Source organism: Bradyrhizobium sp. B025 (assembly GCF_042257955.1).
GTDB classification, from domain to species: domain Bacteria; phylum Pseudomonadota; class Alphaproteobacteria; order Rhizobiales; family Xanthobacteraceae; genus Bradyrhizobium; species Bradyrhizobium diazoefficiens.
Map to the genome: position 1 here is coordinate 4,717,383 of NZ_CP170150.1, position 15,788 is coordinate 4,733,170.

Below are 15,788 nucleotides of genomic sequence, written 5' to 3' on the forward strand. Positions count from 1 at the left end.
CGAGCCCTCAGGCGAAGCCGTAGCTTGCGGCGACCCTCTCAACCCGTCGAGAATCGGAAGCGGAAACAACGATCTACGAGCGGTGAACGTCCGGCGTGATCGATGCGACCAAGCTCAGGACAAGGGCCTTCAGCCCAGTGATCTCGTCGAGATGGGAATCCGCACATGAAAAGCCGAACGCTCGGTGCTTTGCTTATCGGCGGACTGGTCGCCGCCACGGCCGTGCTGGCAAGCCCGGTCGCGGCCAGCCTCGGCCGGTACAGCGAGGCGGACAGCATCCGGTTCGGCTGGAGTCGCACCACTGGCGTGAACGACTATCTTGACGAAACGGGGTGGGCGGTCCGGGGCCATGACACCCCGGATAATTTCGTCGAACGACTGCTCAGCATCCCCGTCGGAGCGGTCGCACGGGGCGCAGGTGTAGGTTTCGAAGCCAGGGTTTCCCAGGGCACCGGTCTGCCACTGCCGGAGAGCTGGAGCATCGCTACGGCGAAGAATTCGCCGTTCATCACGTCGGTCTACGCCGAGACCCCGCGCGATCTCGCGGCGGTGCTCGGCTTCTATCGCGCCGAGCTCGGCAAGCGTGGCTGGATCGAGACGGTGGTCGAACCAGACCGGGCGGTGATCACCTTCACGACGCCCCGTGGACCGGTCCTGCTCCGGCTTTCCCGTCAGAACGACAGGACAATCGCCGAGCTTTCGCTGCGCAAGCCGGGTATCGCGAATGCCGGCCTCCTGCCGAGGCCGAGGCAGGCAAAGCTGATGCTCGGCAACGAGTCGGACGAGGAGGCGGTCATCACCGTCGCCGACCAGACCATCAAGCTGGCGGCGCACGCCGGCGAGAACTTGACGAACTCCGACGCTGCCGCAGCCGAAATACCGGACCGTCAGAAGATCGATCTGCCGCCCGGCAAATACAAGGTCACGCTCAAGGTCGACGGCGGTGCGGCAGCGAGCCGGGAGTTCGAAGTCGCGGCCAACGAGACCTGGGGTCTGCTGGCCGGCACAGACGGCGTCCTGCTGCCGATGCGGCTTTATTGAAGCGCATCGGCCTCTAGCCGTTCGCAAACTCCGGCATCCAGTCGCGCAGCTTTCGCGCGGCGCCTGTCACGTCAGCGATCGTCCGAAACGCCCCCGTCTCCACCATCATCGCCCTCGCCAGCCGCACGGCGCGGGCCTCGCTGATCGCGCGCTTCTTCGGGTCTTCGATCAGCTCGAAATCGATGTTGTGGGCGAGGCCGAAGATGCGGCGAATGGTCTTGGCCGCGGCGAAGCCAATCGTGTCCGCGAACAGGCGCTGCATGTAGGCCTGCCGCTCCGCCTCCAGGCGCGCGGCGCCCTTCTCGCCGGCGAAGAGCGAGACCGGATAGGCATCGCCGGCGGCATGGCTGCGCCAGAGGTCGAGGAATTTGCCGGCGAACTCGGTCCAGACCTGCTCGACCGTCTCCAGCACCCAGCCCTCGAACGCGGCCCGCTCGCCTGGCGCGCGCTCGTGACCGCTGGAGGCGAAATAGGCCATCAGCAAATTGGCCAGCACGGCGCCGACGTCGAACCCCATCGGGCCGTAGAATGCGAATTCCGGGTCGATCACCCGCGTCTGGCTGCCCGTGACCATGATCGAGCCGGTGTGGAGATCGCCGTGGAGCAGCGCCTCCGGGCTTGCCATGAACTTCAGCTTGAGGCGGGAGATCGCGACATGCAGGTCCATGTCGTCGCGCAACGCGGCGGCCAGGCCGTCGAGGTAAGGCGCGGTCCAGCGGTTCTGCTCGGCGATGCGGTAGGGATCGGTGAAGATCAGGTCCTCGGTGATCTTGCACAGCGCATGGTTGCCGGCGAACGCGGCGATGCCCTCTTTCTTCTCGGCCGCGGACAGCGCGAGGTCTGAGGTGAAGAACAGCGTGCGCGCCATGAAGGTGGTGATGTCGCCCGCGAAGCGCGGGTATTGCGTCGCCGCGACCAGCCCCTTGCGCATGATGATGTGGGGCTCGAGCAGCTCCATCACCGTCAGCGCCAGCTTCTCGTTGTGATGCAGCAGCGCCGGCACGAGGCCGGGCGCGAGCTCGGCCTGCCGCGACAAAGCGAGATATTCGTAATGGGCCCGCGACAGCGGCAGCGGCCAGCTCTCGCCGACGAGACGGACATAGGGCAGCGCCTGCTTCACGGCGACGCCGCCGCGGTCGCCCTTGACGATGAAGACGAGATTGAGATTGCCGTCGCCGACCTCGGTGATCGACCAGGATGCGGGATCGCCGCCGAGCAGCGCCTTGAGGTCCGGAAGGCCCGCGAGATAGTCCCGCAGCGCCGCCTCATGCAGAATCCGATAGTCCCCTGCCCGGTCCCCGGTCATGACGATCCTACCCCATAAATATGGGCCGGATCGTTACTCCCGCTCCAGGAAGCTCGAGCCGATCCCGGCCTTTCTCTTGATCGGATCGTAATCGCAATAGACGCCGTCCGCCACCAGCGTGTAGCTGGCGCTGACGTTGTATTTATCCAGCTTGACCGAGTTCAGCCCGATCACCGAGGTGCTCTTGCCGCCGTTCCACTTGAACGGCGTCGAGCTCTTGGCCTGCTCGCAGGCCATCACGGCCTCGTTGAAGACATAGCCCTCGACGAACGCCTTCAGCGTTCGCACCTGGACGGCCATCTTCCACTCGAAATAGCCGATGGCACCAAGACCGGCGACGATCAGCACCAGAAGCGCAACGACGATCCTCTGAAAAGTCATTCGTTCCCCCAAAACAATATCGTCAGCAAAGAACGTCTAGAACGGCATGCCCATCAATTTCGACAGGCGTTCGATCGAGAGATAGCCGGCGTGATAGGCGGCAAGGCCCGCGCCGTAGATGATCGCCGAGATGATCGTGGTCCAGATCAGCTTGCGTCCCATCCGCGTCAGGATCGGCGCACCGGGATCGGTGCCGGGCGCGCCCACGCCGTCCTCGTGCTGGCTGCGCACGCCGAACGGCAGCGTCAGGAACAGCGCGACCCACCAGATGACGAAGTAGATCGCGATCGCGGTCGATATCTGGATGGCCATGGGACGGCCTTACGCCTGCTCGATTTCGACCAGCGCGCCGGAAAAGTCCTTCGGGTGCAGGAACAGCACCGGCTTGCCGTGGGCGCCGATCTTCGGCACGCCGTCGCCGAGCACCCGGGCGCCCTCCTTCACCAAGGTGTCGCGCGAGGCGATGATGTCCACGACCTCGTAGCAGACATGGTGGATGCCGCCGTCCGCGTTGCGCTCCAGGAACTTTGCGATCGGAGAAGCTTCGCCGAGCGGCTCGATGAACTCGATCTTGGTGTTGGGCAGTGTCGCGAACACCGTGGTGACGCCATGCTCGGGCAGCGCGACCGCCTCCGAGATCTGCGCCCCGAACGCGGCGCCGTAGATTTTTGCAGCCTTGACGGCATCCTTGGTCGCGATCGCGACATGGTTGAGCCGACCCAGCATGTTTCTCTCCCTCAGAGCACGATCCGGAAAAGCGTGAAGCGCCTTTCCGAAAAGACCATGCCTCAATCAGACTGTCAGCACATGTACCAGACAGGCGGGCTTTTTGCCCCAATGTTCGTTGATCACGGCCCGGACCGCGCGTCGCACCGACTCGGCCAGCGCGTCCGGATCGCGGCGGCGCGCTTTCGGCAGCCCCTCGATCGTGGACATCACGGCCTCGAAGACCAGGTCGTCAAAGGCCTCGCCCGCCCTGTTCTTCTCGGGAACGCCGACGAGATCGACCTCGGGTTCGTCGACAAGCTCGCCCTGCGCGGTCATGGCGATGGCGACGAAAGCGCAGCCGGAAAAGGCCATGCGGCGGCGCTCGACCACCGCGCGGGACTTGGAATCCTCCAGGATCGTGCCGTCCTTGTAGAGACGGCCCGAGGGCACCTCGCCGACGATGCCGGGATCGCCGGGGCCGAGCTTGACGAGGTCGCCGTTGCGGCAGACCAGGACGCGCGGCACGCCGGCGGCGCGCGCGAGCTTGGCGTGCTCGTGCAGATGCAGGGCCTCGCCATGGACGGGGATCAGGAGTTGCGGGCGCACCCAGGCGATCATATCGCGTAGCTCGTCGCGGCGGGGATGGCCGGAGACGTGGACCAGGGCGTCGCGATCGGTGATGACCTCGACGCCCTGGAGCACCAGGTTGTTGATGATCGAACCGACCGCCTTCTCGTTGCCGGGAATGGTGCGCGAGGAGAAGATCACGCAATCGCCGCGGTTGAGCGTGATCTCCGGATGGTCGTCATTGGCGATGCGCGCCAGCGCCGCGCGGGCCTCGCCCTGGCTACCGGTGCAGAGCGCCAGCACCTTGTCCTGCGGCAGATGGCCGTAGACGTCGATCGAGCGGAAGTTCTGGACCCCGTCGAGATAGCCGGTCTCGCGCGCGACCTGCGACACGCGGTCCATGGCGCGTCCGACCACGACGACCTCGCGATCGGCGGCCCGCGCCGCATCCGCCACCGCCTTGATGCGCGCGACGTTGGAGGCGAAGGTCGTCACGGCAACCCTGCCCTTGGCGGCCTTGACCAGCCCGGCGATGGTCCTGGCAACCTCGGCTTCGGAAGGCGAGCGGCCGTCGCGCACCGCGTTGGTGGAATCGCCGATCAGGGCGAGCACGCCCTCGTCGCCCAGTTCGCGCAGCCGCTTTTCGTCGGTCGGGCGGCCGATGATCGGGGTCGGGTCGATCTTCCAGTCGCCGGTGTGCAGCACGATGCCGGCTTCGGTATGGATGGCCAGCGCGTGCGACTCCGGTATCGAATGCGCGACCGGGATGAACTCGACGTTGAACGGGCCGATATCGACGCGCCCTCCCGACGGCACCACCGTCACCGGGATCTTCGGCGCGTTGCGCTCGGCGGCACATTTGGCCTCGAACAGCGCGGCGCTGAACTGGGTCGCATAGATCGGGCATTTCAGCTTCGGCCAGAGGTCGATGATGGCGCCGAAATGGTCCTCATGGGCGTGGGTCAGCACCAGGCCCATCAGGTTCTTGCGTTCCTTCTCCAGGAAGCTGATGTCGGGCATGATCAGGTCGATGCCCGGCAGATGCTCCTCGTCGCCGAAGGAGACACCGAGATCGACCGCGAGCCAGGCGCGCTGCTGGCGGTTGCCGAGGCCGTAGATCGACAGGTTCATGCCGATCTCGCCGACGCCGCCGAGCGGCGCAAAGACCAGTTCGTCAGGCTTCGCCATCACGCAGCTCCCACTGAGGCGGCCGAGCCGAAGAACACCTCGCCGGCCGCCACCGGCAGGCGTCGGCCGTCAGCAGTGCGGACGATCAGGCAACCGGCGTCGTCGATCGTGTCGAAAATGCCTTCGAGCGTCGTCGTTCCCGTGTTGATCGCAACCCTTTCGCCGAGACCTGCGGCCCGCTCCAACCAGAGCCTGCGGATCTCGGCAAAGCCGCGGCCATTGTCCCAGATGCCGCGGAACTCGACCCAGGCATCAGACAGAGCGGAAAACAGCTCCTCCGCGCTGATCTGGACGCCAAGCGCGGCCAGCGACACCGCGGGCGTCGGCGTGCCCTCCGGCGCGGCGACGACGTTGGTGCCGATGCCGACGACGACGGCGAGGCGGTCTCCGATGACTTCGGCCTCGAGCCCGATCCCGACGAGCTTCTTGCCGTCGGCAAGCACGTCGTTCGGCCATTTTAGGGCGTAGCGGGGACGGCCCTCGTCGAGGCGCAGCGCGGCCTCCAGGCTCACCTTCTCGAGGGCCGCCTCCTCCGCGAGCCCCGCCGCAAAGCCGAGCGTGGCCGCGACGGCTGGCGGAACAGTCATGACTTCGAGGATGCTGGCGGCAAGATTGCCGCGCGGCGCGATCCAGGCGCGCTGGCGCCGGCCGCGGCCGGCGGTCTGCTCCGATGTGACGAACCACATCGGGCCGGGTTCGCCGCCCCTGGCGTGCTCGATCGCTTCGGTATTGGTCGAGCCGGTCCGCTCGAAAGCCGCGAGCTTGTAGCCCGCCGAGAGTGCGCGAGGACCGAGCGCGAACCCCATCCTAGAACAGCGACTTTGCGGCGGCGGAGGCGACGCTCACCACCGGGCCCGCGAACAGCGCGAACAGGATGTTGAACAGGCCCGCGACCGCCAGCACCGTCTTCACCTCGACGCGCACCGGGTCGACCTGGCCGGCCGGCTCGTCGAAATACATCGTCTTGACGATGGCGAGATAGTAGTAGGCGCCCACCACGCTGGAGAGCACGCCGATCACGGCGAGCGTGAACAGGTTCGCCTTGATGGCCGCGACGAAGACGTACCATTTGGCGAAGAAGCCGGCGAGCGGCGGAATGCCGGCGAGCGAGAACAGCAGCATCGCGAACATGAAGGCGAGCAGCGGATTGGTACGCGAGAGACCGGCGAAATCGCTGATCTGCTCCACGGCCTGGCCGTTGCGCTTCATGGCGAGGATGATCGAGAACGAGCCGAGCGTCATCGCGACATAGATCACGATGTACATCAGGACGCCCTGTGCACCCTCGACGGTGCCGGAGGCAAGGCCGACCAGGGCAAAGCCCATGTGGCCGATCGAGGAATAGGCCATCAGGCGCTTGATGTTGCTCTGGCCGATCGCGGCGAAGGAGCCGAGCGCCATCGAGGCGATCGCCACGAACACCAGGATCTGCTGCCACTGCGAGACGATGCCCGGGAAAGCGGTGAGCGTGACACGGGTGAAGACGGCGAGCGCGGCCACCTTCGGCGCCGAGGCGAAGAAGGCGGTGACCGGCGTCGGGGCGCCCTCGTAGACGTCGGGCGTCCACATGTGGAACGGCACGGCCGAGACCTTGAAGCAGAGCCCGGCGAGCAGGAAGACGAGACCGAAGACGAGGCCGACATTCGCGGTCGTCGCGGTTGCCGCGATGCCGGCGAAGCTGACCGTGCCGGTGAAGCCATAGACCAGCGAGGAGCCGTAGAGCAGCATGCCCGAGGACAGCGCGCCGAGCACGAAGTACTTCAAGCCGGCTTCGGTCGACTTGGCGTTGTCGCGGTTCGAGCTCGCCACGACGTAGAGCGCCAGCGACATCAATTCGAGGCCGAGATAGAGCGAGATCAGATCGCCGGCCGAGATCAGCACCATCATGCCGAGGGTCGAGAGCAGTACCAGGATGGCGTATTCGAAGATGCGGCGCGACGGGTCGGACAGGAACTCGGTCGACAGCACCAGCGTCACCGCCGAGCCGATCAGGGCCAGGATCTTCATGAAGCGGGCGAAGTCGTCGACGATGAAGCTGCCGCCGAAGGTCACCTGCTTGCCCGCGGGCAGCATGTATTCGAGCACGCCGACCACGATCAGGAGCAGGATCGCCAGCGTCGTGACCGTCTTTGTGGTCTCCTGCCCGCGATACGCGCCGAGCATCAGAAGCGCCATGGCGCCGACCGCGAGCACGAGCTCGGGCAGCACCGGCGCCAGTTGATAACCTGCAGTCTCAAAGCTCATGGCGATATCCTGACCTGCCCGATCAATGGAGCAGTGCGGCGGCCTTCACGGCCGTCACAGCGGTGTTGTAATTGTTGACGAGTTGCTGGACCGAGGCCTCCGACATGTCGAGCACCGGCTTCGGATAGACGCCGAACAGGATCGTCAGCGCGATCAGCGGGAACAGCGTCAGGCACTCCCGGAAGGTGAGATCCTTGATCGTCATCAGCGACGGCTTGACCAGCGTCCCGAACACGACCTTGCGGTAGAGCCAGAGCGCGTAGCACGCCGACAGGATCACGCCGGTCGAAGCGAAGAACGCGGTCGGGATTGAGGTCTTGAAGGTGCCGAGCAGCGTCATGAACTCGCCGACGAAGCCGGACGTGCCGGGCAGACCGACATTGGCCATGGTGAAGACCATGAAGGTCAGCGCGTAGAGCGGCATCCGGTTGACGAGGCCGCCATAGGCCGCGATCTCGCGGGTGTGCATGCGGTCGTAGACGATGCCGACGCAGAGGAACAGCGCGCCGGAGACGATGCCGTGCGAGATCATCTGGAACACGCCACCGGCGACGCCCTGCAAGGTGCCGGCGAAGATGCCCATGGTGACGAAGCCCATATGCGCCACTGAAGAGTACGCGATCAGCTTCTTCATGTCCTCCTGCATCAGCGCCACCAGCGAGGTGTATATGATGGCGATGACCGAGAGCGTGAAGATCAGCGGCGCGAAGTCGTGCGACGCGAGGGGGAACATCGGCAGCGAGAATCGCAGGAAGCCGTAGCCGCCCAACTTCAAGAGGATCGCGGCCAGGACCACCGAGCCGGCGGTCGGCGCCTCGACATGCGCATCGGGCAACCACGTGTGCACCGGCCACATCGGCATCTTCACCGCGAAGGATGCGAAGAAGGCGAGCCACGCCCAGGTCTGCAGCGACCGCGGCACGGCTGTGTGCATCAGGGTCGGGATGTCGGTGGTGGCGCCGTTCCAGTACAGCGCCATGATGGCGAGCAGCATCAGGACCGAGCCGAGCAGCGTGTAGAGGAAGAACTTGAACGACGCGTAGACCCGGCGCGGGCCGCCCCAGATGCCGATGATCAGGAACATCGGGATCAGGCCGCCTTCGAAGAACAGGTAGAACAGCACGAGATCGAGCGCGGCGAAGGTGCCGACCAAAAACGTTTCCAGGATCAGGAACGCCATCATGTATTCACGCACGCGGCTCGTGACCGATTTCCAGCTCGCGATGATGCAGATCGGCATCAACGCGGTGGTCAGGATCACGAAGGGCAGCGAAATGCCGTCCACGCCCATGTGGTAGGTGATGCCGGTGGCGAGCCAGTTCGCCTTCTCGACGAACTGGAAGTCCGCATTCGAAGGATCGAAGCGCATGACCAGGATCACCGACACAGCGAAGGTGATCAGCGTGGTCCACAGGGCGATCCAGCGCGAGTTGCGCCGCGCCGCCTCGTCGTCGCCGCGGGTGAGATAGACGATCAGCGCGCCGACCAGCGGCAGGAACGTGGTGACCGATAGAATGGGCCAGGTCGTCATTTACTGGCCTCCAAAGCCGAACATGAACCAAGTGATCAGGCCGGCGACGCCGATCAGCATGGCGAATGCATAGTGATAGAGATAGCCGGTCTGGATCTTCACGACGTTGCGGGTGACGTCCAGCACGCGGGCCGAGACGCCGTCGGGACCGAGGCCGTCGATGATGAAGCCGTCGCCCTTCTTCCAGAGCTGGTAGCCGATCCACTTCGCCGGACGGACGAAGATGACCTCGTACAGCTCGTCGAAGTACCATTTGTTGAGCAGAAACTGGTACAGCATCGGCTGCGTGTTCGCGAGCTCGACCGGCAGATACGGCCGGCGGATGTAGAACAGGTACGAGACCAGGAAGCCCAGCACCATCATCACCGTCGGCAGCAAGGCGATGGTCTCGGGGATGTGGTGCATCTCCTCGATGATGTGCGGGTTCATCTTCACGGACTCGCGGAAGAACTCCTCGACGCCGTGACCGGCGAACAGCTCCTTGAACGGGAAGCCCGCGACGATCGAGCCGACCGCGAGCACGCCGATCGGGATCAGGATCCAGAGCGGGGCCTCATGCGCGGCTTCATAGTGATGCTCGTCATGCGGCTCGCCATGGAAGGTCTTGAAGATCAGGCGCCAGGAGTAGAACGAGGTCAGGCCGGCGGCGACGACCGTCATCAGGAAGCCGTAGATCGCGAACGGATTGTGCGAGGCGTAGGCCGATTCGATGATCGCATCCTTGGAGAAGTAGCCGGCAGTGAGCGGGAAGCCGGTCAGGGCCAGCGTGCCGACCACCATCACCGCGTAGGTGTAGGGGATCTTCTTCCAGAGGCCGCCCATATTGCGGATGTCCTGCTCGTGGTGCATCGCGTAGATCACCGAGCCGGAGCCCAAGAACAGCAGTGCCTTGAAGAAGGCGTGCGTGAACAGGTGGAACATGCCGACCGAATAGGCCCCTGCTCCCATCGCCACGAACATGTAGCCGAGCTGCGAACAGGTCGAGTAGGCAACGATGCGCTTGATGTCGTTCTGGACGAGGCCGATGGTCGCGGCGAAGAACGCCGTGGTGGCGCCGAAGAACATCACGACGGCCTGCGCGTTCGGGGCGAGCTCGAACAGCGGCGACAGGCGTGCCACCATGAACACGCCGGCGGTGACCATAGTCGCGGCGTGGATCAGCGCGGAGACCGGGGTCGGGCCTTCCATCGCGTCCGGCAACCAGGTGTGCAGCAGGAACTGCGCCGACTTGCCCATCGCGCCCATGAACAGCAGGAGGCACGTCAGGGTCAGCGCATCGGCGTGCCAGCCGAGGAAGTTGATGGTCTTGCCGGTGAGGCCGGGCGCGGCGTGGAAGATCGTCTCGAAATCGGTCGAGCCGACCAGCATGAAGATCGCGAAGATGCCGAGTGCGAAACCGAAGTCGCCGACGCGGTTGACCACGAAGGCCTTGATGGCGGCGGCGTTCGCCGACGGCTTCTGGTACCAGAACCCGATCAGCAGGTAGCTGGCGAGACCCACGCCCTCCCAGCCGAAGAACAGCTGCACGAGGTTGTCCGCCGTCACCAGCATCAGCATGGCGAAGGTGAACAGCGAGAGATAGCCGAAGAAGCGCGGCCGGTACGGATCCTCGTCCATATAGCCGATGGAATAGAGGTGCACGAGCGAGGACACGGTCGTCACCACCACCAGCATCACGGCGGTGAGCGTGTCGACCCGCAGCGTCCAGTAGACCTGGAGGTCGCCGGAGAGGATCCACGGCAACAGCGGGATCCGCATGTCGTGGTGCATGAAGCCGACATCGACCAGCGTCATCCAGGACAGCACCGCCGACACGAACAGCAGTCCCGTCGTGATCAGCTCCGCCGCGCGCGAGCCCGCCGCTGCAGGCTCGACCGGTCCGTGGTCATCGTGAGCGTGATCGTCGTGGCCATGGTCGTCATGGGCCGCGGACGCATGCGCATCGCCGTGACCGTGGTCGCCGTGATGCTCGACCTCGTCGCCTGAGGGGTTGCGGGCATGAGCGCCGAACAGCGCAATCAGGCCGGCCAAGATGGCGCCCAGGAGCGGCAGGAATACGATTGCCTGAACCATGACTGAGCTCAGCCCTTCATCAGATTGACGTCCTCAACCGCGATTGAGCCGCGGTTGCGGAAATAGACCACCAGGATGGCGAGACCGATCGCAGCTTCAGCAGCAGCGACCGTCAGCACCAGAAGCGCGAAGACCTGGCCGACGATATCGCCGAGGAAGGTCGAGAACGCCACGAGATTGATGTTGACCGAGAGCAGGATCAGCTCGATCGACATCAGGATGACGATGATGTTCTTGCGGTTCAGGAAGATGCCGAGGATCCCGAGCGTGAACAGGATCGCGCCGACCGCCAGGTAGTGTCCGAGCCCGATCGTCATTTCACCCACTCCGCCGCATCGGCATCCGAGAGCCCCTGCCCCGGCGCCACCTTGCGCATCGCCATCGCCATGTCGGGCGTGCGCGCGTTCTGAACGTTGATGTCCTGCCGCTTCACGCTCGCCTTGTGGCGCAGCGTCAGCACGATGGCACCGATCATGGCGACCAACAGCACCATGCCCGCGAGCTGGAAGTAGTAGACGTACTTCGTATAGAGCACGAGGCCGAGCGCCTCGGTGTTGGACACGTTGGTCGGGATCGCCGCTGTGATCGTCTTGGAGACGCCGGGGTTGATGACCCAGAAGCCGACGGTGAGCAGCAGCTCGAACAGGAAGATGCCGCCGATGACGAGGCCGACCGGCAGGTACTCGATGAAGCCCTCGCGCAGCTCGAGGAAGTCGACGTCGAGCATCATGATCACGAACAGGAACAGCACCGCGACCGCGCCGACATAGACGACGATCAGCATCATGCCGAGGAACTCGGCGCCCATCAGCACGAACAGGCCGGAGGCGTTGACGAAGGCCAGGATCAGGTACAGCACGGAGTGCACGGGATTGCGCGAGACAATCACCATCACCGCCGAGGCGACGCAGACGCCGGCGAAGAGATAGAAGAACAGCGCGGGAAGGATCATTGGACATTCCCCGTCATTCCGGGGCGCGGGCAAAGCCCGCGAACCCGGAATCTAGAGGTTGTGGCGCGAGATTCCGGGTTCGCGCTTTGCGCGCCCCGGAATGACGAGGAGGTGGCGGGAAGGATCATGCTCTCATCTCACCGGTACGGCGCATCGAGCTCGATCGCTTTCGCGATCTCGCGTTCCCAGCGGTCGCCGTTGGCGAGCAGCTTGGCCTTGTCATAGAACAGTTCCTCGCGGGTCTCGGTCGCGAACTCGAAGTTCGGACCTTCGACGATGGCGTCGACCGGACAGGCCTCCTGGCAGAGGCCGCAATAGATGCACTTCACCATGTCGATGTCGTAGCGCACGGTGCGGCGGGTGCCGTCGTTGCGGCGCGGACCGGCCTCGATGGTGATGGCCTGGGCCGGGCACACGGCCTCGCACAGCTTGCAGGCGATGCAGCGTTCCTCGCCGTTGGGATAGCGGCGCAGCGCGTGCTCGCCGCGGAAGCGCGGCGAGATCGGGCCCTTCTCGAACGGATAGTTCAGCGTCGGCTTCGGCTGGAAGAAATAACGCATGGCGAGGAAGAACGCCGAGACGAATTCCGACAGCAGAAGCGAGCGTGCAGTGGCGTTGATGTTGATACCCATGACGGCCCTCACTTCGGCGCGATGCCGGCGAAGTGCAGCACACCGGCCACCACGATCACCATCGCCAGCGACAGCGGCAGGAACACCTTCCAGCCGAGGCGCATCAGTTGATCGTAGCGGTAGCGGGGCACGATCGCCTTCGCCATCGCGAACAGGAAGAACATGAAGAAGACTTTGAGCGAGAACCAGATGATCCCCGGCACCCAGTTGAAGGGCGGCAGGTCCACCGGCGGCAGCCAGCCTCCGAGGAACAGGATCGTCGCCATCGCGCACATCGTGACGATCGCGACGTACTCGCCGAGCATGAACAGCAAATACGGCGTCGAGCCGTACTCGACCATGAAGCCGGCGACGAGCTCGGATTCGGCTTCGACGAGGTCGAACGGCGGACGGTTGGTTTCCGCCAGCGCCGAGACGTAGAACACCACGAACATCGGGAACAGCGGCCAGACGTACCAGTTCAGGATGGTGAGCTGCGGCAGCCCGATCAGGCTGGCGAGGCCGCGGACATGCTGCGCTTCGACCACGGCCGACAGGTTCAGCGTGCCGGCGCAGAGCAGCACCGTGATGATGACGAAGCCGATCGAGACCTCGTAGGACACCATCTGCGCGGCCGAGCGCAGCGCGGCCAGAAACGGATACTTCGAGTTCGACGACCAGCCGGCCATGATGATGCCGTAGATCGACAGCGACGAGATCGCGAAGATGAAGAGGATGCCGACATTGATGTCGGAGATCACCCAGCCGAGATTGGTCGGGATCACCGCCCAGGCGGCAAGCGCGAGCACGCATGAGACCAAGGGAGCAAGGAGAAACACGCCTTTGTTGGCGCCTGCCGGGATGATCGGCTCCTTCAGCACGAACTTCAGAAGGTCGGCGAAGGACTGCAGCAGGCCCCAGGGGCCGACCACGTTCGGGCCGCGGCGGATCTGCACCGCCGCCCAGATCTTGCGGTCGGCGAGCAGGATATAGGCGATCGCGACCAGCAGGACGACGAGCACCAAGACGCTCTCCGCGACCATGATGATCAGCGGCCAGAGGAAACCGGTCCAGAATGCGCTTTCGAAGAATTCCATCAGATCACGCTCACTCCGCTGCGGTCAGCATCTGCCCGGAGGCAAGCCGCGAGCACTCCGCCATCACGGCGGACGCACGCGCGATTGGGTTGGTCAAATAGAAGTCGTCGACCAGGGGCTTGAACGGCGCCTTCTCGGGCGAACCGCCCTTGCCCGCCAGCTTCTTGATCTGGTCGGCGCTGCCCGCCTCGATCTGGTCGAGCCGGATCAGATGCGGCACCGCCTTGAAGATCGCCTGGCGCAGCGCGGCAAGCGAGTCGTAGCCCAGCTTCTTGCCGAGCGCTTCCGACAGCGCGCGGACGATCGCCCAGTCCTCGCGGGCTTCGCCCGGCGGGAACGCGGCACGTCCCGTCATCTGCACGCGGCCTTCGGTGTTGACGTAGATCGCGGACTTCTCGGTGTAGGCCGCGGCCGGCAGGATCACGTCGGCGCGGTGCGCGCCGCGGTCGCCATGGGTGCCGATATAGACGACGAAGGTGCCGTCCGGCGCCTTGATCTCGTCGGCGCCGAGCAGGAACAGCAGGTCGAGCGTGCCGAAAGTCGTCATCTGCGCGGCGTTCAGGCCACCGGCGGTGGCGGAGAAGCCGATGTCGAGCGCGCCGACGCGCGAGGCGGTCTCGTGCAGCACGCCGAAACCATTCCAGCCGTCCTTGACCGCGCCGACATCCATCGCGAGCTTGGCGGCGGCGGCCAGAATGGCGGCGCCGTCGTGACGCGAGGCTGCGCCCGCGCCGACCAGGATGATCGGGTTCTTGGCATTCTTCAGCACGTCCATGAAGGAGTGCTTGCCGGCCGCGAGCTCGCCGAGCGTCTCGGTGCCTGCGCCGAGATGGTCGTAGTCATAGGTCAGGTCGGCCTTGGCGCCGATCACGCCGACCTTGAAACCGCCGGAGCGCCAGCGCTTGCGGATGCGGGCGTTGAACACGGCCGCCTCCTTGCGCGGATTGGCGCCGATGATGAGCAGCGCATCCGCCTGCTCGACACCGACAAGCGTCGGATTGAAGATGTAGGAGCCGCGGCCGAGCGCGGGATCGAAGGCGTCGCCGCCCTGCACCGCGAGGTTGCTCGAGCCGTATTTGGCGAGCAGGTCCTTCAGCGCGAACATCTCCTCGACGCCGGCGAGGTCGCCGGCGATCGCGCCGATGCGCTTGCCGTCGCTGCGCGCCGCTTTCGCAGCGATCGCGGCAAAGGCCTCGGGCCAGCTCGCCGCGCGCAGCTTGCCGGCTTCGCGGATATAGGGCCGGTCGAGGCGCTGGGTGCGCAGGCCGTCGACGACGTGCCGGGTCTTGTCGGAGATCCACTCCTCGTTCACGGCCTCGTTGATGCGCGGCAGCACGCGCATCACCTCGCGGCCGCGGGTGTCGACGCGGATCGCCGATCCGACACCGTCCATGACGTCGATCGACTGCGTCTTGCCGAGCTCCCACGGACGGGCCGCAAAGGCATAGGGCTTCGAGGTCAGCGCGCCGACCGGGCAGATGTCGACGAGGTTACCCTGCAATTCGGACGTCAGCGCGTGCTGGAGATAGGTCGTGATCTCCATGTCCTCGCCGCGGCCGGTCGCGCCCATCTCAGGCGCGCCGGCGACTTCCGCCGAGAAGCGGACGCAGCGCGTGCACTGGATGCAGCGGTTCATCGAGGTCTTGACCAGCGCGCCGAGATATTTGTCCTCGACCGCGCGCTTGTTCTCGGCGAAGCGGCTGGTGTCGACACCATAGCCCATCGCCTGGTCCTGCAGGTCGCACTCGCCGCCCTGGTCGCAGATCGGGCAGTCCAGCGGATGGTTGATGAGAAGGAATTCCATCACGCCTTCGCGTGCCTTCTTCACCATCGGCGAACGGGTGGAGATTTCCGGCGGCTCGCCCTTGGGGCCCGGACGGCAATCGCGCACGCCCCAGGCGCAGCTCGCGACCGGCTTCGGGCCGCCCTTCACTTCGACGAGGCACATCCGGCAATTGCCGGCGATCGACAGCCGCTCGTGATAGCAGAAGCGCGGAATCTCGGCGCCAGCCGCCTCGCACGCCTGAAGCAGCGTGTACTCGGCCGGAACATCGATCTCTTTGCCGTCGATGATGAGCTTGGTCATGTC

The 15,788-nt window shown here is 65.1% G+C and carries 15 protein-coding genes; 1 reads left to right on the forward strand and 14 read right to left on the reverse strand.

The genetic code is table 11. The features are described from left to right. Nucleotides 1-165: 165 nt before the first annotated feature. Nucleotides 166-1,041 carry a hypothetical protein gene (locus tag ACE10W_RS21830; RefSeq protein WP_375761933.1) on the forward strand — a complete coding sequence of 292 codons (876 nt, stop codon included), beginning with the start codon at nt 166-168 and terminating at the stop codon, nt 1,039-1,041. 13 nt (nt 1,042-1,054) lie between these two features. Here ACE10W_RS21830 and mtnK read toward each other — a convergent pair whose 3' ends face one another. The 14 genes from mtnK to nuoG form a co-directional block, all read right to left on the reverse strand. Continuing rightward, the gene (mtnK, locus tag ACE10W_RS21835) at nt 1,055-2,347 is read right to left on the reverse strand and encodes an S-methyl-5-thioribose kinase (protein ID WP_375761934.1); all 1,293 of its coding nucleotides are present in this window, start codon (nt 2,345-2,347) and stop codon (nt 1,055-1,057) included. Nucleotides 2,348-2,380: 33 nt separating this feature from the next. After that, nucleotides 2,381-2,728 carry a hypothetical protein gene (locus ACE10W_RS21840; protein ID WP_011087666.1) on the reverse strand — a complete coding sequence of 116 codons (348 nt, stop codon included), beginning with the start codon at nt 2,726-2,728 and terminating at the stop codon, nt 2,381-2,383. 36 nt (nt 2,729-2,764) lie between these two features. Further along, nucleotides 2,765-3,040: a DUF1467 family protein gene (locus ACE10W_RS21845; RefSeq protein WP_011087667.1), complete on the reverse strand. Its 276-nt coding sequence runs from the start codon at nt 3,038-3,040 to the stop codon at nt 2,765-2,767. A 9-nt stretch (nt 3,041-3,049) separates the two neighbouring features. Then, nucleotides 3,050-3,454, reverse strand: coding sequence for a methylmalonyl-CoA epimerase (gene mce / locus ACE10W_RS21850; RefSeq protein ID WP_011087668.1), 405 nt, complete (start codon nt 3,452-3,454; stop codon nt 3,050-3,052). A 66-nt stretch (nt 3,455-3,520) separates the two neighbouring features. Further along, nucleotides 3,521-5,191 carry a ribonuclease J gene (locus ACE10W_RS21855; RefSeq protein WP_028171719.1) on the reverse strand — a complete coding sequence of 557 codons (1,671 nt, stop codon included), beginning with the start codon at nt 5,189-5,191 and terminating at the stop codon, nt 3,521-3,523. Continuing rightward, nucleotides 5,191-5,997 (reverse strand): biotin--[acetyl-CoA-carboxylase] ligase, encoded by an 807-nt coding sequence (locus ACE10W_RS21860; protein ID WP_375761935.1) that lies wholly within the window; start codon nt 5,995-5,997, stop codon nt 5,191-5,193. The genes ACE10W_RS21855 and ACE10W_RS21860 overlap by 1 nt, the downstream gene beginning before the upstream one ends. Nucleotide 5,998: 1 nt before the next feature. Further along, complete coding sequence (gene nuoN / locus ACE10W_RS21865; RefSeq protein WP_375761936.1) at nt 5,999-7,435, reverse strand: NADH-quinone oxidoreductase subunit NuoN; 1,437 nt, start codon at nt 7,433-7,435, stop codon at nt 5,999-6,001. Between the two features lie 22 nt (nt 7,436-7,457). Next, entirely contained in the window at nt 7,458-8,966 is a 1,509-nt protein-coding gene (locus ACE10W_RS21870) for an NADH-quinone oxidoreductase subunit M (RefSeq protein WP_028171717.1), read from the reverse strand. Continuing rightward, the gene (gene nuoL / locus ACE10W_RS21875; protein ID WP_161534773.1) at nt 8,967-11,039 is read right to left on the reverse strand and encodes an NADH-quinone oxidoreductase subunit L; all 2,073 of its coding nucleotides are present in this window, start codon (nt 11,037-11,039) and stop codon (nt 8,967-8,969) included. An 8-nt stretch (nt 11,040-11,047) separates the two neighbouring features. Continuing rightward, nucleotides 11,048-11,356, reverse strand: coding sequence for an NADH-quinone oxidoreductase subunit NuoK (gene nuoK, locus ACE10W_RS21880; protein ID WP_008547737.1), 309 nt, complete (start codon nt 11,354-11,356; stop codon nt 11,048-11,050). Beyond that, a complete protein-coding gene (locus ACE10W_RS21885) occupies nt 11,353-11,991 on the reverse strand; it encodes an NADH-quinone oxidoreductase subunit J (protein ID WP_060912423.1) in 639 nt (212 codons plus the stop codon). The genes nuoK and ACE10W_RS21885 overlap by 4 nt, the downstream gene beginning before the upstream one ends. A 137-nt stretch (nt 11,992-12,128) precedes the next feature. Next, complete coding sequence (gene nuoI / locus ACE10W_RS21890) at nt 12,129-12,617, reverse strand: NADH-quinone oxidoreductase subunit NuoI (protein ID WP_026232873.1); 489 nt, start codon at nt 12,615-12,617, stop codon at nt 12,129-12,131. Nucleotides 12,618-12,631: 14 nt separating this feature from the next. Continuing rightward, nucleotides 12,632-13,699 (reverse strand): NADH-quinone oxidoreductase subunit NuoH, encoded by a 1,068-nt coding sequence (gene nuoH / locus ACE10W_RS21895; protein WP_074076914.1) that lies wholly within the window; start codon nt 13,697-13,699, stop codon nt 12,632-12,634. Between the two features lie 10 nt (nt 13,700-13,709). Then, entirely contained in the window at nt 13,710-15,785 is a 2,076-nt protein-coding gene (nuoG, locus tag ACE10W_RS21900) for an NADH-quinone oxidoreductase subunit NuoG (RefSeq protein ID WP_375761937.1), read from the reverse strand. Nucleotides 15,786-15,788: the final 3 nt, after the last annotated feature.

Bases quoted from the DNA above. Each gene is read 5' to 3' on its own strand.
- mtnK (WP_375761934.1), bottom strand. From the start codon at position 2,347: ATGACCGGGGACCGGGCAGGGGACTATCGGATTCTGCATGAGGCGGCG.
- ACE10W_RS21845 (WP_011087667.1), bottom strand. From the start codon at position 3,040: ATGGCCATCCAGATATCGACCGCGATCGCGATCTACTTCGTCATCTGG.
- nuoG (WP_375761937.1), bottom strand. From the start codon at position 15,785: ATGACCAAGCTCATCATCGACGGCAAAGAGATCGATGTTCCGGCCGAG.
- ACE10W_RS21860 (WP_375761935.1), bottom strand. From the start codon at position 5,997: ATGGGGTTCGCGCTCGGTCCTCGCGCACTCTCGGCGGGCTACAAGCTC.
- ACE10W_RS21855 (WP_028171719.1), bottom strand. From the start codon at position 5,191: ATGGCGAAGCCTGACGAACTGGTCTTTGCGCCGCTCGGCGGCGTCGGC.
- nuoH (WP_074076914.1), bottom strand. From the start codon at position 13,699: ATGGAATTCTTCGAAAGCGCATTCTGGACCGGTTTCCTCTGGCCGCTG.
- mce (WP_011087668.1), bottom strand. From the start codon at position 3,454: ATGCTGGGTCGGCTCAACCATGTCGCGATCGCGACCAAGGATGCCGTC.
- ACE10W_RS21830 (WP_375761933.1), top strand. From the start codon at position 166: ATGAAAAGCCGAACGCTCGGTGCTTTGCTTATCGGCGGACTGGTCGCC.
- ACE10W_RS21885 (WP_060912423.1), bottom strand. From the start codon at position 11,991: ATGATCCTTCCCGCGCTGTTCTTCTATCTCTTCGCCGGCGTCTGCGTC.
- ACE10W_RS21840 (WP_011087666.1), bottom strand. From the start codon at position 2,728: ATGACTTTTCAGAGGATCGTCGTTGCGCTTCTGGTGCTGATCGTCGCC.
- nuoK (WP_008547737.1), bottom strand. From the start codon at position 11,356: ATGACGATCGGGCTCGGACACTACCTGGCGGTCGGCGCGATCCTGTTC.
- nuoL (WP_161534773.1), bottom strand. From the start codon at position 11,039: ATGGTTCAGGCAATCGTATTCCTGCCGCTCCTGGGCGCCATCTTGGCC.
- nuoN (WP_375761936.1), bottom strand. From the start codon at position 7,435: ATGAGCTTTGAGACTGCAGGTTATCAACTGGCGCCGGTGCTGCCCGAG.
- ACE10W_RS21870 (WP_028171717.1), bottom strand. From the start codon at position 8,966: ATGACGACCTGGCCCATTCTATCGGTCACCACGTTCCTGCCGCTGGTC.